The sequence below is a fragment of the Kitasatospora sp. NBC_00458 genome, from assembly GCF_036013975.1.
Taxonomy (GTDB): Bacteria; Actinomycetota; Actinomycetes; order Streptomycetales; family Streptomycetaceae; genus Kitasatospora.
This window is the reverse complement of record NZ_CP107904.1, coordinates 2,875,459-2,894,913: the sequence shown is the minus strand read 5'-3', so window position 1 is coordinate 2,894,913 and position 19,455 is coordinate 2,875,459. Positions and strand designations below refer to the sequence as shown.

Genomic DNA, 19,455 nt, shown 5'->3' with positions numbered 1-19,455 from the left:
GCCACGCCCCCGGGGCCGGTGCGGCGCGGCGCACGTCACGTCGACGGCCGTTCATTCCCGGCCGGACCGGAATTCGCCCGGATGGCGGTCCCAGGTCGAGCCGCCCGGCGCCGTCCGTTGCTATGGAAACCGGATCGTCCCTCCGCTGGTGAACTCTGGAAGAGGATTCGACATGGCTCTGAACCGTATCGACCTGGGCCTGCTGGCCCTGCGCAGTGCCGTCGGCGGAGTGCTGATCGCCCACGGCACCCAGAAGCTGTTCGGCTGGTTCGGCGGCGGCGGCCTGGACGGCACCGCCAAGGCGATGGAGGCGATGGGCTTCCACCCGGCCCGGCAGAGCGCGCTGGCGGCCGGGCTCGGCGAGGCGGGCGGCGGCGCGATGCTGGTCGCCGGCCTCGCGACGCCCGCCGCCGGCGCCGTGGTGGCCGGCACCATGGCCGGCGCGGTGGCCGTGCACGCCCCGGCCGGCTTCTTCATGACCTCCGGCGGCTACGAGTACCCGGCCTTCCTGGGCGCGACCGGGCTGGCGCTGGGCCTGGCCGGCCCCGGCCGGTACTCGCTGGACCACCTGACCGGGCACGTCTTCAACCGGCCGTGGGTCGGCGTGCTGGCCTTCGTCGGCAGCGCCGCCTCGGCGTACGGGGTGGTGGCCCGGCGCCGGCACGTCGTCCGGCTGCAGGAGGAGCGGGCGGCGGTGGAGGCGCAGGGGCAGGAGGGTTCGGGGCTCTCCTGACCACCCGCCGGGCACCGGCGGCACCCGTCGGAGTGCCTGGTGGGTACCGCCCGGCGGCGACGGCGACGGCCACCCGGTGACTGTCCGTGGCCGCGCCGCCGGGGGCGCCCGGGTGTCGGCGGGCGCCGCCGAGCGCGCCCGGATGCCGCCACCGGCGCGGCCGGGCGCGGTCCGCGGCGGGGTTACGCCCGCTCCGGAGGGTGCTCACCCGAACGCACCAGCCCTGCTGGCAGCCCGGGTCCGGCCCCCGGAGGGTGGGCGGGAGGCGTGCCGGGCCCCCGGCGCCGGCCAGAATCGAGGACCCCGATGGATCGCCAGCCGCTCAGCCGCACCGCGGCGCCGCCCCCCCGGACCGACGCCCGGCCCGGGCCGACCGCACCGGACCGGGCCGCGCCGCTCCGGGTCACCGTGCAGGACCACGCCGCCCCCGTCGTCCGCCGGCCGCGCCGCGCACTGGCCGCCGTGCTGGGTGCGGCCGTGCTCGGCGGGGCCGCGCTGGCGGGCTGCTCCTCGGACTCCTCACCGAGCAGCGCGGTCTCCTCGGCCGCCGCCGCGGTGGGGTCGGGCATCGAGGGTGCGGCCTCGGCCGCCGCCTCGGCGGCGGGTTCGGCGCTGGCCTCGGCGGCCGGCGGGCTCTCCTCGGCCGCCGCGTCGATCGCGGGCGGGATCTCCTCCTCCGCGGCCTCGGCGGCCGCGTCGGCGCAGGCGGCGGCGTCCTCGGCGATCTCCGGGATCAAGGGCGGCCTGGACGCGAAGGGGGACGTGGCGCTGGGCGCGGTGTCCACCGCCTCGGACGGCAAGGCCGAGGTGCCGATCACTGTGAGCAACCACGAGCAGCAGGCCAACCGGTACGTGGTCCAGGTCAACTTCACCGACGGCTCCGGCAACGTGCTGGACGCGACGGTGGTCAACGTCCCGGACGTCGCCGCCGGGCAGAGCGCCCAGGCGACGGCGCGCAGCAACCGGGACCTCACGGGTTCGGTCAAGGCCGTAGTCGCCAATGCCGTCCGGTACTGAGCCGGCACCGCCGGGTACCACCGGCCCGCTCCGGCCCGCGCGCCCCCGCTGACCCGCAGGTCAGCGGGGGCGTCGTGGTGAACGGGAAACCTTAACGGCGGCTCAAGCCTCAACATCACCCCTTGACGGGGTAGTTGGTCTAGTCCATTTTAGTGCCCAGGTGCAGGGAGCCCCTGAACCGGCGTCAGTGGTCCGCCACTGGCGCCGGTTCGGCTTATCCCGGCGTCCGTCAAGGCATGAAACCGCTCGATTCCCCATCCCGTTCTGTCATGTCCTGGTCGTACGGCCCCACCCCGTGCGAGCGCCCAGGGACGGACGGAATCCCCCACGACCAGGAGTCACGCACCCATGCTCCGTTCACGCATCGAAAGGGCCGGGGCCCCGGTTCAGGAGGGCGGCCGTCGTCGGCGGTCCAAGAGCCTGACCGCCATCGCCGCCGGCACCACGGCCTCCCTGCTGCTCGGCGCGGGCCTCGCCCTCTCCGGCGGCACCGCGGCCAACGCAGCCGTCACCAACTCCACCGGCGCGCCCGCCACCAGCGGCGGCATCAAGGTCGCCTACTTCGACCAGTGGTCGATCTACGCGAACGCGTACTACCCCAAGACGATCCAGGACACCGGCGTGGCCGGGAAGCTGGACTACCTGGTCTACTCGTTCGCCAACATCCACCCGACGAACCTCTCCTGTTTCCAGGCCACCAAGGCGGCCAACCAGGACGACAACAACCCGAACGCCGGTGACGGCGCGGGTGACGCGTTCGCGGACTACCAGAAGAGCTTCGGCCCGGACATCTCGGTGGACGGCGTCGGCGACGCCTGGGGCCAGCCGATCGCGGGCAACTTCAACCAGCTGAAGAAGCTGAAGGCGAAGAACCCCAACCTCAAGATCCTGATCTCGCTGGGCGGCTGGACCTACTCCAAGTACTTCTCGGCGGCGGCGGCCACGGACGCCTCCCGCAAGAAGCTGGTCTCGTCCTGCATCGACATGTTCATCAAGGGAAACCTGCCGGTCGACGCCGGCTACGGCGGCCCGGCCTCGGCGGCCGGCATCTTCGACGGCATCGACATCGACTGGGAGTACCCGGGCGGCGGCGGCCACACCGGCAACCTGGAGAGCCCGAACGACAAGCAGAACTTCACCCTGCTGCTGAAGGAGCTGCGCGAGCAGCTCGACGCGCAGGGCAAGGCCGACGGCAAGACCTACGCCACCGCGGCGGCGGTCGGCGCCGGCCAGGACAAGATCCGGAACGTCGAGACCGACAAGATCGGCCAGTACCTGACGTTCCTGGACATCATGACCTACGACATGCACGGTGCGTGGGACGCCAAGGGCCCGACCAACCACCAGGCCCCGATCTACTCCGGCCCGAACGACCCGATGACCCCGGCCAAGCCGGGCAACGGCAAGTACTCGGTCGACGCGGCCATCAAGGCCTACACCGCGGGTGACCCGGACTACGGCATCCCCGGCGGCTTCCCCGCGAAGAAGATCAACGTGGGCGTCCCGTTCTACTACCGCGGCTGGACCGGCGTCCAGAACAACGGCAAGAACGGCCTCTTCCAGCCCGCCACCGGCCCGGCCGCAGGCGCCGCGCTCTCGGGCAACGTCCCCGGCATCCAGATGTACAAGGAGCTGGCCGGCTTCGTCGACAACCCGGCGAAGACGTTCTGGGACGACACCGCGAAGACCACGTACTTCTACGACGGCTCGACCTTCTGGACCGGCGAGGACGCCCGCTCGATCCAGGCGAAGATCGACTACGCCCACTGCAACGGCCTCGGCGGCTCCTTCGCCTTCTCGCTGTACGACCTGGGCACCAAGACCGCGCTGTTCGACAAGATGGTCGAGGCCACCAACGGCTCCGCCGCGGCCTGCCCGGCCGCGCCGACCACGCCGCCGACCACCCCGCCGACCACGCCGCCCACGACTCCTCCGACGACGCCGCCGACCACGCCGCCGACGACCCCGCCGACGACTCCTCCGACGACGCCGCCGACCACCCCGCCCGGCTGCGCCGCGGCCCCGAGCTGGGACCCGGCCACCACCTACGCGACCCCGACCAAGGTCTCCTGGAAGGGTCACTACTACACCAGCAAGTGGTGGACCAAGGGCGACGACCCGTCGCTGGCCGGCCAGTGGGGCGTCTGGACCGACAACGGCCCCTGCTGAACCCCGCCGCCCGGACGCCCGGGCGACCGAGCACCTGAGCACCTGAGGGCCTGACGGACCCTCGCACCGCACCGCAGCACCAAGCAGTCCGGCCCGCCGGGGAGTCTCCCCGGCGGGCCGGACTGTCGTCGTTCGGCGGGCCGTCAGTCCAGGTCGGCGGTGCGGCCGAGGGCGTCCGGCTGGGTCTCCTCGATCCGGCGCAGCATCCTGGCCAGCATCGCGGAGAGCACCGTGCGGTCCTCGCCCACGACGTCCTGGAGCAGCTCCTCCTCGAAGACGGCCGCCATCCGCATCGACTCCAGCCACTTGTCGCGGCCGACGTCGGTGAGCTCGATGATCACCCGGACCCGGTTGGCCTCGTCCCGCTCCCGGGTCACCAGCCCCTCGGTGACCATCCGGTCGATCCGGTGGGTCATCGCGGCCGGTGTCAGGCCGAGCCGCTTGGCCAGCTCGCCGGGCCCGAGCCGGTACGGGCTCCCGGAGACGACGAGCGCCTTGAGCACCTCCCACTCGGCGGAGGTGATTCCGAGCACAGTGAGCTGCCGGCCGTACGCGACGGTCATCCGCCGGGCGACCCGGGAGAGCGTCTGCACGATGGTCTCCACCTGCGGGTCCACGGTGGGGAATTCCCGCTGGTAGACGGCCACCTGCTCGGCGATGCCGAGCTCGCGTTCGGTGGCCGGTGCGGGCTTCTCTGCAGTCATGCGGACCAGTGTCCCATGAGAGGTGCACTCCTTAAGCCTTTGACTCAGCACTCTTCCGGTGCTAAGACTTTAGGGTCAAACTTTAGCTCTTAAGTCTTCCGGTCTTAAGAGTATCCGGTGAAAGTCAACGAGTCCTTGACGGACCTCAACGAAGGGGTGTGCACGGTGACCGGCACGGTGAAGCAGCAGAGGCAGCAGCGACGCGGGGCGGGCGGCCCGCTGCGCCGCGTCCAGATCGGCAACGCGCTCAGCGCGTTCGGCAGCGGGTTCACGATGCCGTACATGTTCGTGTACGTGGACCAGGTGCGGGGGCTGGGCTCGCTGGCGGCCGGGATGGTGTTCACCGTCTTCGCGCTGGCCGCGCTCGCCGTGCTGCCGTTCACCGGCCGCGGCATCGACCGGTACGGCCCGCGCCCGGTGCTGCTCGCCGGTGCCGCACTCGCCGCCACCGGTGCGTTCGCCTTCGGCCACGCCACCGGCACGCCGGGCCTGCTGGTCTCCTCCTTCCTGTTCGGCGCGGGTGTCACCACCTGCCAGCCGGCGCTCGCCACCATGATCGTCCGCTGCTCGACGGCCGCGACCCGCTCGCACGCCTTCGCGCTGCAGTTCACCCTGATCAACCTGGGCATGGGCATCGGCGCGCTGGTCGGCGGCCAGATCGTGGACGTCGCCGACCCGGCGAGCCTGACCCGGCTCTTCACCATCGAGGCCGTGACCTTCCTCGGCCTCGCCCTGGTGACCGGCAGCGCCCGGATCCCGAACGCCGCGCCGGTGCTCGTCCACGAGCGGACCGACGGCCCGCAGGGCCTGCGCGCCCTGGTCGCGGACAAGGCCATGCTCCGGCTCTGCCTGCTCGCCGGGCTGATCTTCTTCACCTGCTACGGCCAGTTCGAGTCCGGCGTCGCGGCCTTCGCCACCGACACCGTCGGCACCGCGCCCTCCACCCTGGGCATCGCCATCGGCGCCAACGCGCTGACCATCGTGGTGCTGCAGATGTTCATGGTGCGGATCACCGCCCGCCGCCGGCGCACCACCGCCATGGCCGCGGCCGGCGTGGTCTGGCTGGGCGCCTGGACGATGGCCCTGGTCGCCGGCCTGATCCGGACCGAGACGATGGCGGCCACCGCCGCGATCGTGTCGATCTACGCCCTGTTCGGCGTCGGCGAGTCGCTGCTCGCCCCCACCCTGGGCCCGATCGTCGCGGACCTCGCACCGGCCCGGCTGCTCGGCACGTACAACTCCGGCTACGCCCTGGTGAAGCAGATCGCGATCGCCGTCGGCCCGGCCGTGGGCGTGCTGCTGGTCGGCTCCGGCACCTGGCCGCTCTACCTGGCGGCGATGGCCGGCTGCACCGTGCTGATCGTGGTGATGGCGCTGCGCCTGCGGCCGTACCTCACCGCGGCCCAGGACAACGCGGCCCCGGCCGTGGTCCGCACGCCGGTGCCGGTGGTCCGGGAGCTCCAGACCGCGGCCTGAGACGCCGCCCCGGGGAACCGGGAGCGGGGCCCCGGCCGGCCGCCGGCCGCCGTGCCGCCCGCCGTGTCACTGCCGTGTCACCCGTCGCGTCCCACCGCGGCGGGTGACCGTCGTGTCCCACCGCGGTGCACCGCAGGGTGCACCGCGCTGCGCGGCCGCCGGGCGGACGCACCTGCGGGAACGTGCGCCGGACCGGGATCGTGCGGGTCACCTGGACGGCGCCCGTCGCGCTTGGCTTCGTGCCCACCGGCACATAGTGTCAGTGGCTGATGACCGCCCGGCCCCGGCCGGCACAGGCGAGCAGGCGAATCGGCGAGGCTATGACGCAAGTGGCGCTCACGCACCCACCCGCACCACCAGCCCCCGCAGCCCCGGAACCGGGACGGCGGGGGCTGCTGCGAAGGGCGGCCGACCGGGCCGACTGGCTCGGGCCGATCGGCGTGGCGCTCTTCGCAGGCCTGCTGAGGTTCTGGAACCTCGGCTACCCCAACGCCTTCGTCTTCGACGAGACCTACTACCCCAAGGACGCCTGGTCACTGCTCCGGCAGGGCTACGAGGGCACCTGGCCCGACACCTCCAACACCGAGATCCTGGCCGTCCCGCAGCACATCCCGCTCACGCAGGCCCCCGAGTTCATCGCCCACCCGCCGCTCGGCAAGTGGGTCATCGCCCTCGGCGAGTGGGGCTTCGGCCTGCACCCCTTCGGCTGGCGGTTCATGACCGCCCTGCTCGGCACCGTCTCGGTGCTGATGCTGGCCCGGATCGGCCGCCGCCTGTTCGGCTCCACCCTGATCGGCTGCACCGCGGCCCTGCTGATGGCGGTGGACGGCCTCCACCTGGTGATGAGCCGGATCGGCCTGCTCGACGGCGTCCAGATGTTCTTCGTGCTGGCCGCCTTCGGCGCGCTGCTGGTCGACCGCGACCACGCCCGGGCCCGGCTGGCCGCCGTCCGCGACGCCTACGGCGGCGACACCGTCCGGCTCGGCGCCCGCCCGTGGCGGATCGCCGCCGGGGTGTTCCTCGGCGCCGCCTGCGGGGTCAAGTGGAACGGCGCCATGGTGCTCGCGGCCTTCGGCCTGCTCACCGTCCTCTGGGACCAGTCCGGCCGCCGCTGGGCCGGAGCCCGCCGTCCGTGGCGCTCGATGCTCCGCCGGGACGCGCTGCCCGCCTTCCTCTCCACCGTCGGCGCCGCGTTCGTCGTCTACGTCGGGGGCTGGGCCGGCTGGCTGTTCACCGGCGGCGGGAAGGGCGGCACCGGCGGCGGCTTCGACCGGCACTGGGCCGACGACCGGGCCGGTCTCTCCCCGGACACCTTCCTCGGCGTCCCGCTGCCGCAGGTCCCGATGAGCTGGGTGCCGGCGCCGCTGCGCAGCCTCTGGCACTACCACTCGCAGATGTACGACTTCAATACCGGCCTGAGCACCCCGCACACCTACCAGTCCAACCCCTTCAGCTGGCTGGTCCAGGGCCGCCCGGTCTCCATGTACTGGGAACAGGCGCCGAGCGGGCAGCACGGCTGCACCGCGTCCGGCGGCTGCGCGGTGCAGATCCTCGGCCTCGGTACCCCGTTGCTCTGGTGGACGGCCTGCTTCGCGCTCCTCTACCTGCTGTGGCGCTGGTTCTTCCGCCGCGACTGGCGGTCGGGCGCCGTACTGTGCGGCGTCGCCGGCGTCTACCTGCCGTGGTTCCAGTACCAGGAGCGGACCGTCTTCTCCTTCTACATGGTGGTGCTCGTCCCCTTCCTCTGCCTGGCCGTCGCCCAGATGCTCGGGGCGATGCTCGGCCCGGAGGGCTGCACACCCGAGCGGCGCCGGATCGGTGCCGCCGGGGCCGGGCTGATCGTGCTGGCGATCATGGCCTGCTTCGCCTTCTTCTACCCGCTGTACACGGCGGAGGTGATCCCGATGACGTCCTGGCAGGACCGGATGTGGTTCACCGGCTGGATCTGACCCGTGGCGGCGTCGGCGGCCGCGCAGGACCAGCTGCTGCCGGTCACGCCGGCGCTCGGGGTGGTCGCCGCGCTGCTGCTGGCGGCCGCCGTCGCGGTCGCCGGGTGGGGCCGGCTCGGGTACGGGCACGCCGTGCTCCGGGCCGGGCTGCGCGCGGTGGTGCAGCTGGCCGCCGTCGCCCTGGTGATCACCTGGGTGGTCGGCTCGCTCTGGTGGTCGGCGCTCTTCGTGCTGCTGATGTTCTCGGTCGCCGTACGGACCGCGGGGCAGCGGATGGCCGGCGGGCGGCGGCCCGCGGGCGCGCCGGGGCCGAGGCCGGGGACGGCGCACGGGCCGGTACCGGCGCCCGGGCGGGGACCGCTGCGCGGGCGCCGGTGGCCGACGTGGGGCGGCCGGCGGACGGGGCGCCCACGCGGGCGCGGGCGCGGGCGCGGGCGCGGGCACGGTCCGGCGGACGCGGGGGAGCGCGCCTGGATGTGGGCGGCCGTGCCGATCGGGGCCGGGGTGCTGCCGGTGCTCGCCCTGCTGCTCGCCTGCGGGCTCCTGCCGCCGAAGGGCCTCTCCGTCATCCCGGTCGCCGGCATCCTGATCGGCGGCGCGCTCACCGCGACCTCGCTCTCCGGCCGGCGGGCCCTGGACGAGCTGCGGCAGCGCAACGGCGAGGTGGAGGCGGCGCTGGCGCTCGGCTTCGAGGCCCGGGACGCCCGGCTGGAGATCTGCCGCACCGCCGCCGCGACCTCGCTCGTCCCGGCACTCGACCAGACCCGGACGGTCGGCCTGGTCACCCTGCCCGGCGCCTTCGTCGGCATGCTGCTCGGCGGGGCGTCGCCGGTCCAGGCGGGTGCGGTGCAGCTGTTCGTGCTGGTCGGGCTGCTGGTGGTGGAGGCGGTCGCGGTCGTGGCGGTGCTGGAGCTGGTCGGCCGGGGGCTGGTCCGCGCCGGGCGGCCGGGGGAGGGGATCGGGTAGGGTGGGGGCGTTGAAGGGGAGTAGCCCTCCACCGGACCGTCGACATACTGGCCCCCCGCGGGGCCCGGCGCCCGGGGCACCGCTCGTGAAGGGGTGCCGGCGAGACCTTCGGCCGCAGTGCTGTGATTTCCAACCAGTGCTGTCGGGCCGAAGCGTCCCCTGAGGAGCCGCGGAGGTCCGGCGGCCCGACCCGAGGGATACCGAACCCCCGATGAGCCTGACCGTAGCCGCGATCACCTTCGGCATCGTCTTCCTGTCCGAACTCCCGGACAAGACCGCCCTGGCCAGCCTGATGCTCGGCGCCAAGTACCGCGCGAGCTACGTCTTCGCCGGCATCGCCGCCGCCTTCGCCCTCCAGGTGGGCATCGCCCTGGTCGCCGGGCACCTGCTCTCGATGCTGCCGCACCGCTGGGTGGAGGGCGTCACCGGCGTGCTGTTCCTGGCCGGCGCGGCGATGCTGCTCTTCCACGGCGGGGACGACGACGAGGACGGGCACGCGGCCAAGGAGCCGTCCGCCAACAGCTTCTGGAAGGTGGCCGGGGCCAGCTTCGTGGTCGTGGCGATCGCCGAGTTCGGCGACCTCACCCAGATCATGACCGCCAACCTGGCCGCCAAGTACGCCGACCCGCTCGCCGTGGGCCTGGGTGCGTGGCTGGCGCTCTGCTCCGTCGCGGGGATCGCGATCCTGGGCGGGCAGAAGCTGCTGAAGCACGTCCCGATGAAGATGATCATCCGGGTGGCGGCGGGTGTGATGGTGCTGATGGCCGGGTTCAGCATCTTCCAGGCGATCACCGGCTGACGACCGGGTGGGCCCCGCCCACGAGGCACCGGGCGGTTCGGCGGAGTCCGCCGGGCCGCCCGGTCGCGTTGTGCGCGGTCGTCGTGTGCCGGCCGCCGCGGTGTGCCGGCGGTCGTCGTGGGTCGGGCGGCGGGGGTCCGTCCCGGGCGGCCGCCGCGGGCCCGGCCGGGCCCGCCCTCAGCAGCCGGTGCGCTTCCCCAGTGCGGCTGCCGTGTTGGGCCCGTAGACGCCGGTCGCGTCGCCCTGGACGCCCTGCACCACCTGGAAGTAGGCGACGGAGCTCTCGGTGCGGCGGTCGAAGTTGCCGTTCTTCGGGACGTTCATCCAGCACAGGACGACGGCCAGCTTCTGCTGCATCGTCAGGACGTCCGGCCCGTTCATCCCGTACTGCAGGGCCTGGAAGGTGGGCGTCGGCGCCGGGGTGGCCGTCGCGCTGGGGGTGGGCGTCGGAGTCGGCGCCGCCGTCGGGGCGGGGGCGGGAGTCTCGGCGGAGGGGGTGGGTGCCGGAGCCACCGGGTCGGGGGTCGGCGCCGGGGCCGGGGGAGCGGCGACCGGGGGCGGGGTGGTCTGCGCGGGCGGCGCGGTGGTGGCCGTGGACCGGCTCGGACTCGGCTTGGCGGTCGTCCGCGTCGGGCTCGGGCTGGGGGAGTCCGCGGTGGGCGGCGCGCTCGGGCTCGGCTGGACCGGAGCGGTCGGTTCGACCGGAGCGGGCGCCAGCGTCGTGGTCGGGGCGGGCGCCGCCCGGCGCTCGGGCTCGGCGGAGGGCGTGACCGCGTACGCGATGCCGACGGTGACCGCCAGCAGCGCGGCGCCGGCCGCGACCAGCACGCCCTTGCGGCGGAGGAGCGGGCTCGCGGCGTCCTGCTCCGCGGCGCGCCGGGCGGCCCGGCCGCCGTGGGCGGGCGCCGTCCCGTCGGGTGCGGGGGCGTGGGCGAACGCGAAGACGCCGATCTCGCCGTCCGAGGGCCGGTCGGGATCGGGGTCGGCGGGGTCGGTGGCCGTCGGGACCCCGGCCGGCGACGCGGGGTGGGGCGGCGCCGGGTACGGCGGGGTCTGCGGCTGCGGTCGGGACTGCGGCGGCGGGGGGAACTGGGGGGCCGACGCGATCGGCGGGAGCACCGTGGTCGCGTAGGCGTCCGCGTCGGGGCCCAGCGGCGGGGCGGCCGGAGGATGGACCGGAGCGGGCGGCGGCGCGGTGGCGGCGAACGGGGCGCCCGCGGTCCCGGGGACACCGGGGGCACCGGCGGAGCCGCCGGTCTGCGGGTCGTCCGCGACCTGCCCGACCGCCTGCGGCACGTACGGGCGGACCAGCGGCGGGCCCTCCATGTGCGGGAGGACGGCTGTCTCGTCGAGGGCGGGGTCCGGGAGGCACCTGCACCCGGCGGAGCGCGCGGTGCCGCACGTCGGGCAGTGCTGGTCCGGCATCGGCCGGCCCTCCTCGGTTTCTCGCTCGGTCTCCCGGAGTCGGACTCGTGTTCCAGGTGGCGGACGGGCCTGATTATGCAGGACGTCCCTGAGACGGGACAGGGGCGTCCGGCCCGATGTGGGGGCCTTGTGTCGGTTGGTGTCGGTTGTGACTTGATGAACGGTCGGTGTGGAGGGCCGGGCGTCCGGATGTCGGACCTCCGCCGCTCCCTCTTACGTTCGGCTCAACTGAACGGAGCAAAACCGGGCATTTCTGACAGCATGGTGAATCGGGAGTGATCATCCGAACGGCGCCCCGGGCTCATCGGGCTGCCGCGACCGCCGACATCGCTACGGAGACGCCATGACGGATCCGATCGCCGCGTCCGACCGAGGCCCCGACCGGAGCCCGGTGAGCGAGCCCGGCCCTCCGCAGGCCACCGCATCCAACCTCTGGGTGCCGATCGGCGCCCTGCTGCTGGCGATGCTCCTCGCGGCGCTCGACCAGACCATCGTCTCCACCGCCCTGCCCACCATCGTCAGCGACCTCGGCGGCCTCGAACACCTCTCCTGGGTGGTCACCGCCTACATGCTGGCCTCCACCGCGGCCACCCCGCTCTGGGGCAAGCTCGGCGACATGTACGGCCGGAAGGTCTTCTTCCAGGCCTCCATCGTGATCTTCCTGCTGGGCTCGGTGCTCTGCGGCATCGCCCAGAACATGGGCGAGCTGATCGCCTTCCGCGCGATCCAGGGGCTCGGCGGCGGCGGCCTGATGGTGCTCTCCCAGGCCATCGTCGGCGACCTCGTCGCCCCCCGGGACCGCGGGAAGTACCAGGGCCTCTTCGGCGCGGTCTTCGGCGTCACCAGCGTGCTCGGACCGCTGCTCGGCGGCCTCTTCGTCGACAACCTCAGCTGGCGCTGGGTCTTCTACATCAACCTGCCGATCGGCGTGGTCGCGCTGGTGGTGATCGCCACCGTGCTGCACGGGACGGAGGTGCGGCGGAGCCACAGGATCGACTACCTCGGCACCGTGCTGATCGCCTCCGTCGCGACCTGCCTGGTGCTGATGACCTCGCTCGGCGGCACCACCTGGGCGTGGAGCTCGTGGCGGATCGTCGGCCTGGGCGTGCTCGGCGTGGTCCTGCTGGCCGCCTTCGTCCTGGTCGAGCGGGCGGCCGCCGAACCCGTCCTGCCGCTGCGCCTCTTCCGCTCCCGGACGTTCAGCCTGGTGGCCGTCATCTCCTTCGTCGTCGGCTTCGCGATGTTCGGTGCGCTGACCTACCTGCCCACCTTCCTCCAGGTGGTCATGCAGGTCTCGCCCACCATGTCCGGCATCCACATGCTGCCGATGGTGCTCGGCATGCTCGCCACCTCGATCGGCTCCGGGCAGATCGTGGCCCGCACCGGTCACTACCGGGCCTTCCCGATCGCCGGGACGGCCGTCACCACCGTCGGCCTGCTGCTGCTCTCCATGCTGGACGAGCACAGCAGCACCTTCGAGATGAGCTGCTACTTCCTGGTCTTCGGCCTCGGACTGGGCCTGGTGATGCAGGTCCTGGTGCTGATCGTGCAGAACTCGGTGGGGTACCAGGACCTGGGCGTCGCCACCGCCGGAGCCACCTTCTTCCGCTCGATCGGCGCCTCCTTCGGCGTCTCCATCTTCGGCACGATCTTCGCGTCCGGGCTGAACGACCGGCTCGCCACGGCCCTGGCCGGGGTCGCACTGCCGCCCGGCTTCAGCGCCGGCGAGATCACCTCGGACCCGCGGGTCGTCAGCGGCCTGCCCGCCGATACGCAGGCCGCCGTCTACCACGCCTACGCGGAGTCGATCACCAGGGTCTTCCTCTACGCGGTGCCGGTCGCGCTGGTGGCGTTCGTGCTCTCGCTGTTCCTGAAGGAGCAGAAGCTGCGGACCACCGTGACCGCACCCGACCTCAGCGAGTCGATCGGCCTCAACCCGGTGGAGCGGTCCTCGCTGGACGAGATCAGCCGGGCCCTGTCGGTGCTGAGCAGCCGCGAGGCGCGGCGCGACCTGTTCAAACGCATCACCGCCACCGCCGGGCTCGACCTCAAGCCGGCGTCCAGCTGGCTGCTCCTCCAGATGTACCACCACGGCTCCGTCGAGCCCGCCGAACTGGCGGAGCGGCGGATCGTCCCGTTCGCGGTGGTGGAGGAGGCGGTGCGGGAGGTCGAGGGCAACGGCCTGGCCGCCCGCACCGGCGGCCTCCCGCTGCGGCTCACCGAACCGGGCGAGGAGGTGGCGCTCAAGCTGGTCGCCGCCCGCCGGGAGCAGCTCGCGAAGCTGCTCGGCGACTGGGACGAGAAGCAGTTCGACGACCTCGCGGAGCTGCTCACCAGGCTCTCCTCGGCGCTCTGCTCGGACCTCCGCGACCGGCCCGACCCGGTCGGGCACGAGCCGCCGTACCACGGGGAGGGGCGCTCGTTCTGACGGCCGCTCCGCTGCCGGGCCCGGCTGGGTGGGGGCCCTTGGTGCCGGGCCCCGTCATTGGGTCCCGAACCAGCGCGGGGTGTCCAGCCGGAACGGGTCGCCCGGGGCGAGCGTCCGCAGGTCAGACTCCAGTGCGCGCAGCCGGTCCTCGCCGAGCGCGGCGGACCACTGGGCGCGCAGCTCGTCGAAGATCCGGGCGGAGCGGACCAGGCAGTCGACGCCGTGCGGGGTCAGTCGGACCACCTTGCGGCGGGCGTCGGCCGGGTCGGAGCCGCGTTCGACGTAGCCGAGCCGTTCGAGGTGCTCGACGGTCTTGCCGGCGGCCTGCTTGGAGACGCCGAGACGGCGGCCGAGCTCGACGGCGGTGGTGCCGTCCGGCCCGATCGCCTGGAAGACGAACCCGTGCATCGGCCGGAGGTCGGGGTGGCCCTCGCGGGCGATGCGTTCGTGCAGCTCGTCGATGATCACCCGGAAGCCGAGCAGCAGACGGAGCGGCAACTCGTAGCCGGGCTGCGGCGGGTGGGCGGCCTGCTCGGCCCGGGGGGCCTCCTCGTTCTGGGGGTCCTGCTCCGCCCGGGGGTCCTGCTCCCTTGACACGATCGACAACCTCATTGACTATATGGACAACTTGATTGTCCATTCTAGGGGGAGCCCGCTCTTGTCCGTCATCCGCAGCACCGAAGCCCGTCGCACCGAGACGCCCAACGCCGTCATGACCACGTACGCCTCGCCCGGCCAGGGCGGTACGGGCCTCGCCCTCTGGCGGGTCGAGATGGCCCCGGGCCGCTCGGGTCCCCGACACGCCATGGACACCGAGCAGGTGTGGACCTTCCTCGCCGGCTCGGCCGCCGTCGACCTGGCGGGCGAGACGCTGACGGTCGCCACCGGCGACACCCTCGTCCTCCCGCCGGACCTCCCCCGGCAGATGCGGTCCGAGGACGGCTTCACCGCCGTGGTCGCCTCCCCGGCCCCCTCCCAGGCCGTCAACCTGGAGACCGGCGACCGCGTCACCCCGCCCTGGACCGCCTGACGTGCGGCGGTGCGGGGGTGTGAGGTGTAGCAGACTGCCTTCTCAGTGAACAGGGCCCGCGGGCGACCTGGGGTCGGCTGCGGGCGAACGAGGAGGTACGGCGTGTCCGTCGTCAAGATCAATGTCCTGACCGTCCCCGCGGAGCAGCGGGAGGTGCTGGAGAAGCGCTTCGCCGCCCGGGCCGGCGCGGTGGAGAACTCGGACGGCTTCGAGTACTTCGAGCTGCTCCGCCCGGTCGAGGGCACCGACCAGTACCTCGTCTACACCCGCTGGCGTGACGAGGAGTCCTTCCAGGCCTGGCTCGCCGGCCCGATGCAGGCCGCCCACCGCCAGGGCCCGCCGGCCGCGGAGGGCGAGGCCCCGCAGCGCCCGGCCGCCACCGGCTCCACCCTGTGGTCCTTCGACGTGGTGCAGTCGACGGGCCTGAAGGCCTGAGGCTCCGTGTATCGGCGGTGCGCCCCGGACGGTCCCGTCCGGGGCGCACCAGTTGGTGTGTGGATGCCGAGACTTGGAAGTCCCGGTGGTTCTACTCTGAGCGCATGGCCCTTGATCCTGCCCTGCCTGTTGGTCGGCGCATCCAGTACTTCAGGGAACGTGCTGGGAAGTCCCGTGCGGTGCTGGCGGCCCTCGTGGGGAGGTCGCCGAGTTGGCTCAAGCAAGTGGAGAACGGTGCGCTGCTGCCTCCGCGCCTCCCCATGTTGATAAGGATCGCGCAGCATCTCGGGGTGGATGATCTCGCGCAGCTGACCGGCGACGTCAGCATGCCTCGGGAGCTGTACTCGGGTGCGGAGCATGCATCCCTCGCGTCCGTGCGGCGAGCTGTCGATGGAGCTCCTCTGGGGCCGGCGGGAGGGCCGGCTCCTCGTCTCGACCACATCGAGGTCCAGTTGGCGAACGCCTGGCGAACCCGCATGGTGAGAGGGGATCACCGAACGGCGCTCGCGGAGTTGCTGCCCCCGCTTCTGTCGGCCGCGTCCGTCGCCGCATCGCATCCCGACTGCAACGATCGGCGCCGCGCGGAGGTGCTGTATGCCGGTGCTCTGAACCTGACGCAGATGTTCGCGGCCTTCCAGGGTGACGGCAATCTGGTGTGGCGGATCGCGGAGCGGGCTCTCGCGACGGCACGTGCGTCGGCGGATTCCGTGGCGATCGCGCAGTCCTGCTGGTTTCTCGTGGAGGCGTTCCGGAAGACGGGCCAGTGGGAGAGTGCGCAGTCATTGACCGAGGATGCGCTCCGGCTGCTCGACCCTGTGCGCACGGAATCCCCCGAGCTGGCTGCGGCATGGGCGGACATGGCGTTCCATGCGGCCATCACGCACGCCGTTGCCGGGGAGGCCGGTGATGCCTGGGGGTGGATCGACCGTGCGTCCGCCGTCGCGGAGACCCTGCCGACCGATCTCTGGATCCCTTCAACCTCCGGATCACGTCAGGCAGTCGCCCTGCATTCGGTCACCGTGGCGGTCGAACTTCGACAACTCGGTACCGCCGTCCGTTGGGCCGGGCGTCTGCCGGTTGCAGAGGTCAAGGCCGTCCCGCGTCGAGGTCGACACCTGATCGAGGTGGCCCGGGTGCATGCGCTTCGGGGTGAACAGGACAAGGTTGCGGAGCTGCTGACGGATGCCGTGGCCGTGGCACCCGAGACAGCTCGGTGGAACGAGGAGACGCGCGCGATGGTGAGGGGGCTGGTCGGAGGCCCGCAGTCCGTTCGGCAGGCAGGCCGACGTCTTGCCGACTCCATTGGTATGGCGGCGTAGCGACCGAAACCGGGGGCAGAGACTCTGCCACTTCGCTCCGTGAAGGGCCCGTAGCGTCGAGTGACGATACGGGCTCTTCGGCGTAAGGGAGCGGTTATGACCAGGCGAGGGCAGCGGGCGGCGGACGCCCCTCCGGTGGCGTCGTCGGGGTGGAAACCCCTGGACGACTACCGGGCGGCGCGGCGGAACCCGGGGTACGGGGCCGTCGGTGGACTGTTGCAGCGGGAGGCGATCCTCGCCCACTGCTCGTGCCGGCGGTGCCTGGCGCGGCGGGCGGGCTCGTGACGGCCGCGGGCGCCGATCCGCGGGCCGACGCCCTCGCCACGCCGCAGCGGGAGCGGGCGCGGTCGATCCGGGCGGTGGTCGACGGGAGCGAGTCCCGTCCCGTGGAGGGGTGTTCGGACTGTGCGCGGCTCGACCGGCAGATGACCTGCGCGCAGCGGGTGTTCGACTACTCCGGGGCGGTCGACGCCCGGGTCCTCCTGCGTCGTCACCACGCGGGCGCGCACCGGTGACGGGTCACCACCGGCGTTCCGACGATCCTCGGGCACAGCCCCTTCGGGACCCCAGCCGGCTCCTCTCCGCCTGCGCGGTCTCCGTCGCGGGCGTCGTCGTGATCGCGGTGATGCTGCTGGCGATCTGCTGTGCACCGCAGTAGGGGCTCCGGCCCCACCTCCCCACCTCCTCACCTCCTCGACCGAGCGACAACCGCAAGGAATGCCACAGATGAACTGGGACTGCTTGACCGAAGGCCTTCGGAAGTCCGGGGCGCTTGCAGCCGACTGGGAGGGGTGCCTTTCGCGCCCTGCCGCGTCGGCTGTTCGTTCCCGACTCCCTCCGGCACCGGGGCAGGTGGATCAATCGCGTCGAACACCCCGTCCAGTGGTACGAGTTGGTCGGTTCCGACCTTCCGCTCGTCCCCTGGCCGGACGACGAGGACGGGGCGCCGGTGTCATCCAGCCCGACACCCACGGTGGTCGCACAGAGGCTCCGGAATCTCGATGTCGCGGACGGCATGCGGGTGTTGGACATCGGTACGGGCATCGGCTGGACTGCCGGGCTGCTCGCCCACCGGCTCGGGGCGGACCGGGTGGTCACGGTCGAGCTCGATCGTGACCTGGCGAACGAAGCGCGCCGCCGCCTGCTCGTCAATCGGCTCCCGGTCAAGGTGGTTGCCGACGATGGCATGCTCGGCCACCCGCAGGGCGCGCCGTACGACCGGATCCACGTCGCGGTGGCGACGCGACGCGTGCCGATGGCCCTGATCGAACAGGTGGTGCCCGGCGGACTCATCGTGGTCCCGTACACCACGCCGTTCTGTGACGGCGGGCTGTCGAAGCTGACCGTCGCCGAGGACGGGCGATCCGCCGACGGACCGTTCGTCGAGGAGGCCGCGTTCGTGCGGGAGCGGGAACAGTGGCCGGAGAGCAGGGAGTTTGCGATCGGCGGTGTTCGCCACGGACCGTCCGAGCTGGATCCCGCCGTCGTGGCCGACCATGCCGCCGCCGCGTTCGCGATCGGTGTGAGGTTGTCGGGCCGGCTGTGCAGGCGCGAGGTGTCGGCAGACTACGACCGCCTCGGGACCGGCCGCCTGGAGGTCTCGGACGGACTGTCGTACGCGCACTGCCGCTTCGCCGACTGGGGCGCGCGGCATGCGGTGTCGCAGGCCGGGCCCCGGAACCTGTGGGACGAGGTGACCGCGGCCCATGCGTGGTGGCAACGGCAGGGAGGGCCGGGGCTCACCCGGTTCGGCCTGACCGTCACGGTCGAGGGAGAGCACCGGGTGTGGCTCGACGATCCGGGCCGGGTGGTCGGCTAGAAGAGTCTCCCGGATCTGCTCCGGTTCGCCGTGGAGTCGGGGGTGAGCCAGTGGGGCGCGTCGTCCGGTGTCGGAGTGCGCCGGGGTGAGTGCGCGTGCGCCGCCCGATCGGGTGATCCGAACGGGGCTTCCCTGGTGTCCTGCTGGACTAGCGTGATCATTGCGCTCAGCAGAAGCGCTCAAAGGAAAGCCCCGGCGGTGCGCCAACACCCCGGGGAATGACACCAGGAGAGATAGAGCCTCCACGATGCAGATCAATCGTATCCCCAAGCACGCGCCCGGATACACGATCCTCGACAACGGGCATGTCGTGCGGAAGCACTCGCTCAGCTGGGCGGCCCGCGGGCTGCTCGGGTACCTCCTCAGCCTGCCCGACGGCGCGCGGGAGGACGTCCGGACGCTGGCCGCGAAGAGCGTCGAGGGCCGCGCGACGGTGGCCCGGGCGTTGCGCGAGCTGGAGGAGGCCGGGCACTACGTCCGCCGGACCCTGCGCGACCCCCTCACGGGCCAGGTCCGGACGGTGGTCTCGGTGCATGAAGTCCCGGTGGCGGGCAAGGCGGTTCACACGCTGCCGCCGCTTCCCGCACCCCCGGCCGCCGGGCCGCCCGGAGCCGGTGCGGCAGGCGCCGGGAGGGCGGGAAGCCCTTCCTTGAAGGTAAGGATGATGAGGCAGAAGGAAGTCGGGAAACCTTCCGTCCCTCCGTCCGGGGTGATGAGGCCGGTTGCGCCACCGCCACGGATGACCGAGGGCCTGAACCTGCTGGTCGAACTCGGGCGCCGGGACGCGCGGTTGGCGCTGGCCGGCAAGCCGTTGGCGGACCAGGCCGCCCGGGTGGAGGGCCTGCTGGCGGGAGGCTGGGCACCGGACGTCCTGGCGGGGATCCTGTCCGCCCCGCTGCCGGAGAAGGTCACCCGCAGCGTGGGGGCGATCCTCGCCGCCCGCCTGCTGGGGGTGCCGCCGGTCCCGTCGGCCCCGCTGGTCTCGCCCGTCCCGTCGGAGCGCCCGGTCCCGTCGTCGGGAGGGGGGACGGGCGCTGCGGTGGTCATGGTCCCGCGTCAGGGGCGGCACCACGAGTGTGCCGGGCGGGACGGCATGTGCGGGCGCCACGTGGTGGCGGCGGGGAGGCTCTGCACCGGGTGTCGTGATTCCCGGTAGCCAGGGGCGGGTTCGTGGGACGGCGGGGTG

The 19,455-nt window shown here is 72.9% G+C and carries 17 protein-coding genes; 14 read left to right on the top strand and 3 right to left on the bottom strand.

The window, feature by feature from the left end; all coding sequences use genetic code 11:
• The first annotated feature begins 172 nt into the window (after nucleotides 1–172).
• The 3 genes from OG550_RS11360 to OG550_RS11350 all read left to right on the top strand — a co-directional run bounded on the left by OG550_RS11360 (nucleotide 173) and on the right by OG550_RS11350 (nucleotide 3,919).
• Nucleotides 173–733, top strand: a complete 561-nt coding sequence (locus OG550_RS11360; RefSeq protein ID WP_327676587.1) for a DoxX family protein — start codon at nucleotides 173–175, stop codon at nucleotides 731–733.
• A gap of 306 nt (nucleotides 734–1,039) precedes the next feature.
• Nucleotides 1,040–1,750, top strand: a complete 711-nt coding sequence (locus tag OG550_RS11355; protein ID WP_327676586.1) for an FxLYD domain-containing protein — start codon at nucleotides 1,040–1,042, stop codon at nucleotides 1,748–1,750.
• A 348-nt stretch (nucleotides 1,751–2,098) separates the two neighbouring features.
• Complete coding sequence (locus tag OG550_RS11350; protein WP_327676585.1) at nucleotides 2,099–3,919, top strand: glycosyl hydrolase family 18 protein; 1,821 nt, start codon at nucleotides 2,099–2,101, stop codon at nucleotides 3,917–3,919.
• Between the two features lie 143 nt (nucleotides 3,920–4,062).
• On the opposite strand, the gene OG550_RS11345 is transcribed toward OG550_RS11350, so the two are convergent.
• Nucleotides 4,063–4,623, bottom strand: a complete 561-nt coding sequence (locus OG550_RS11345) for a MarR family winged helix-turn-helix transcriptional regulator (protein WP_327676584.1) — start codon at nucleotides 4,621–4,623, stop codon at nucleotides 4,063–4,065.
• Between the two features lie 117 nt (nucleotides 4,624–4,740).
• Here OG550_RS11345 and OG550_RS11340 point away from each other — a divergent pair, with 117 nt between their 5' ends.
• The 4 genes from OG550_RS11340 to OG550_RS11325 all read left to right on the top strand — a co-directional run bounded on the left by OG550_RS11340 (nucleotide 4,741) and on the right by OG550_RS11325 (nucleotide 9,813).
• On the top strand, nucleotides 4,741–6,099 hold the full coding sequence (locus OG550_RS11340; RefSeq protein WP_327676583.1) for an MFS transporter: 1,359 nt from the start codon (nucleotides 4,741–4,743) through the stop codon (nucleotides 6,097–6,099).
• A gap of 320 nt (nucleotides 6,100–6,419) precedes the next feature.
• Complete coding sequence (locus OG550_RS11335) at nucleotides 6,420–8,048, top strand: dolichyl-phosphate-mannose--protein mannosyltransferase (RefSeq protein ID WP_442905982.1); 1,629 nt, start codon at nucleotides 6,420–6,422, stop codon at nucleotides 8,046–8,048.
• Nucleotides 8,049–8,051: 3 nt separating this feature from the next.
• On the top strand, nucleotides 8,052–9,014 hold the full coding sequence (locus tag OG550_RS11330) for an ABC transporter permease (protein ID WP_327676581.1): 963 nt from the start codon (nucleotides 8,052–8,054) through the stop codon (nucleotides 9,012–9,014).
• A gap of 211 nt (nucleotides 9,015–9,225) precedes the next feature.
• Nucleotides 9,226–9,813 (top strand): TMEM165/GDT1 family protein, encoded by a 588-nt coding sequence (locus OG550_RS11325; protein WP_327676580.1) that lies wholly within the window; start codon nucleotides 9,226–9,228, stop codon nucleotides 9,811–9,813.
• Between the two features lie 177 nt (nucleotides 9,814–9,990).
• Here OG550_RS11325 and OG550_RS11320 read toward each other — a convergent pair whose 3' ends face one another.
• Entirely contained in the window at nucleotides 9,991–11,238 is a 1,248-nt protein-coding gene (locus OG550_RS11320; protein ID WP_327676579.1) for a peptidoglycan-binding domain-containing protein, read from the bottom strand.
• A gap of 343 nt (nucleotides 11,239–11,581) precedes the next feature.
• On the opposite strand from OG550_RS11320, the gene OG550_RS11315 reads away from it, so the two are divergent.
• Nucleotides 11,582–13,666: an MDR family MFS transporter gene (locus OG550_RS11315; protein ID WP_327676578.1), complete on the top strand. Its 2,085-nt coding sequence runs from the start codon at nucleotides 11,582–11,584 to the stop codon at nucleotides 13,664–13,666.
• Between the two features lie 54 nt (nucleotides 13,667–13,720).
• On the opposite strand, the gene OG550_RS11310 is transcribed toward OG550_RS11315, so the two are convergent.
• On the bottom strand, nucleotides 13,721–14,164 hold the full coding sequence (locus tag OG550_RS11310) for a MarR family winged helix-turn-helix transcriptional regulator (protein ID WP_327683814.1): 444 nt from the start codon (nucleotides 14,162–14,164) through the stop codon (nucleotides 13,721–13,723).
• Nucleotides 14,165–14,324: 160 nt separating this feature from the next.
• On the opposite strand from OG550_RS11310, the gene OG550_RS11305 reads away from it, so the two are divergent.
• The 6 genes from OG550_RS11305 (at nucleotide 14,325) to OG550_RS11280 (ending at nucleotide 19,425) form a co-directional block, all read left to right on the top strand.
• Nucleotides 14,325–14,696, top strand: a complete 372-nt coding sequence (locus OG550_RS11305; protein ID WP_327676577.1) for a cupin domain-containing protein — start codon at nucleotides 14,325–14,327, stop codon at nucleotides 14,694–14,696.
• A 102-nt stretch (nucleotides 14,697–14,798) separates the two neighbouring features.
• Nucleotides 14,799–15,131: an antibiotic biosynthesis monooxygenase family protein gene (locus tag OG550_RS11300; RefSeq protein WP_327676576.1), complete on the top strand. Its 333-nt coding sequence runs from the start codon at nucleotides 14,799–14,801 to the stop codon at nucleotides 15,129–15,131.
• A 104-nt stretch (nucleotides 15,132–15,235) separates the two neighbouring features.
• On the top strand, nucleotides 15,236–16,450 hold the full coding sequence (locus OG550_RS11295) for a helix-turn-helix domain-containing protein (RefSeq protein ID WP_327676575.1): 1,215 nt from the start codon (nucleotides 15,236–15,238) through the stop codon (nucleotides 16,448–16,450).
• Between the two features lie 281 nt (nucleotides 16,451–16,731).
• On the top strand, nucleotides 16,732–16,965 hold the full coding sequence (locus OG550_RS11290) for a hypothetical protein (RefSeq protein WP_327676574.1): 234 nt from the start codon (nucleotides 16,732–16,734) through the stop codon (nucleotides 16,963–16,965).
• A 377-nt stretch (nucleotides 16,966–17,342) separates the two neighbouring features.
• Nucleotides 17,343–18,269 carry an rRNA adenine N-6-methyltransferase family protein gene (locus OG550_RS11285; RefSeq protein ID WP_327676573.1) on the top strand — a complete coding sequence of 309 codons (927 nt, stop codon included), beginning with the start codon at nucleotides 17,343–17,345 and terminating at the stop codon, nucleotides 18,267–18,269.
• A gap of 247 nt (nucleotides 18,270–18,516) precedes the next feature.
• On the top strand, nucleotides 18,517–19,425 hold the full coding sequence (locus tag OG550_RS11280) for a helix-turn-helix domain-containing protein (protein ID WP_327676572.1): 909 nt from the start codon (nucleotides 18,517–18,519) through the stop codon (nucleotides 19,423–19,425).
• Nucleotides 19,426–19,455 lie beyond the last annotated feature (30 nt).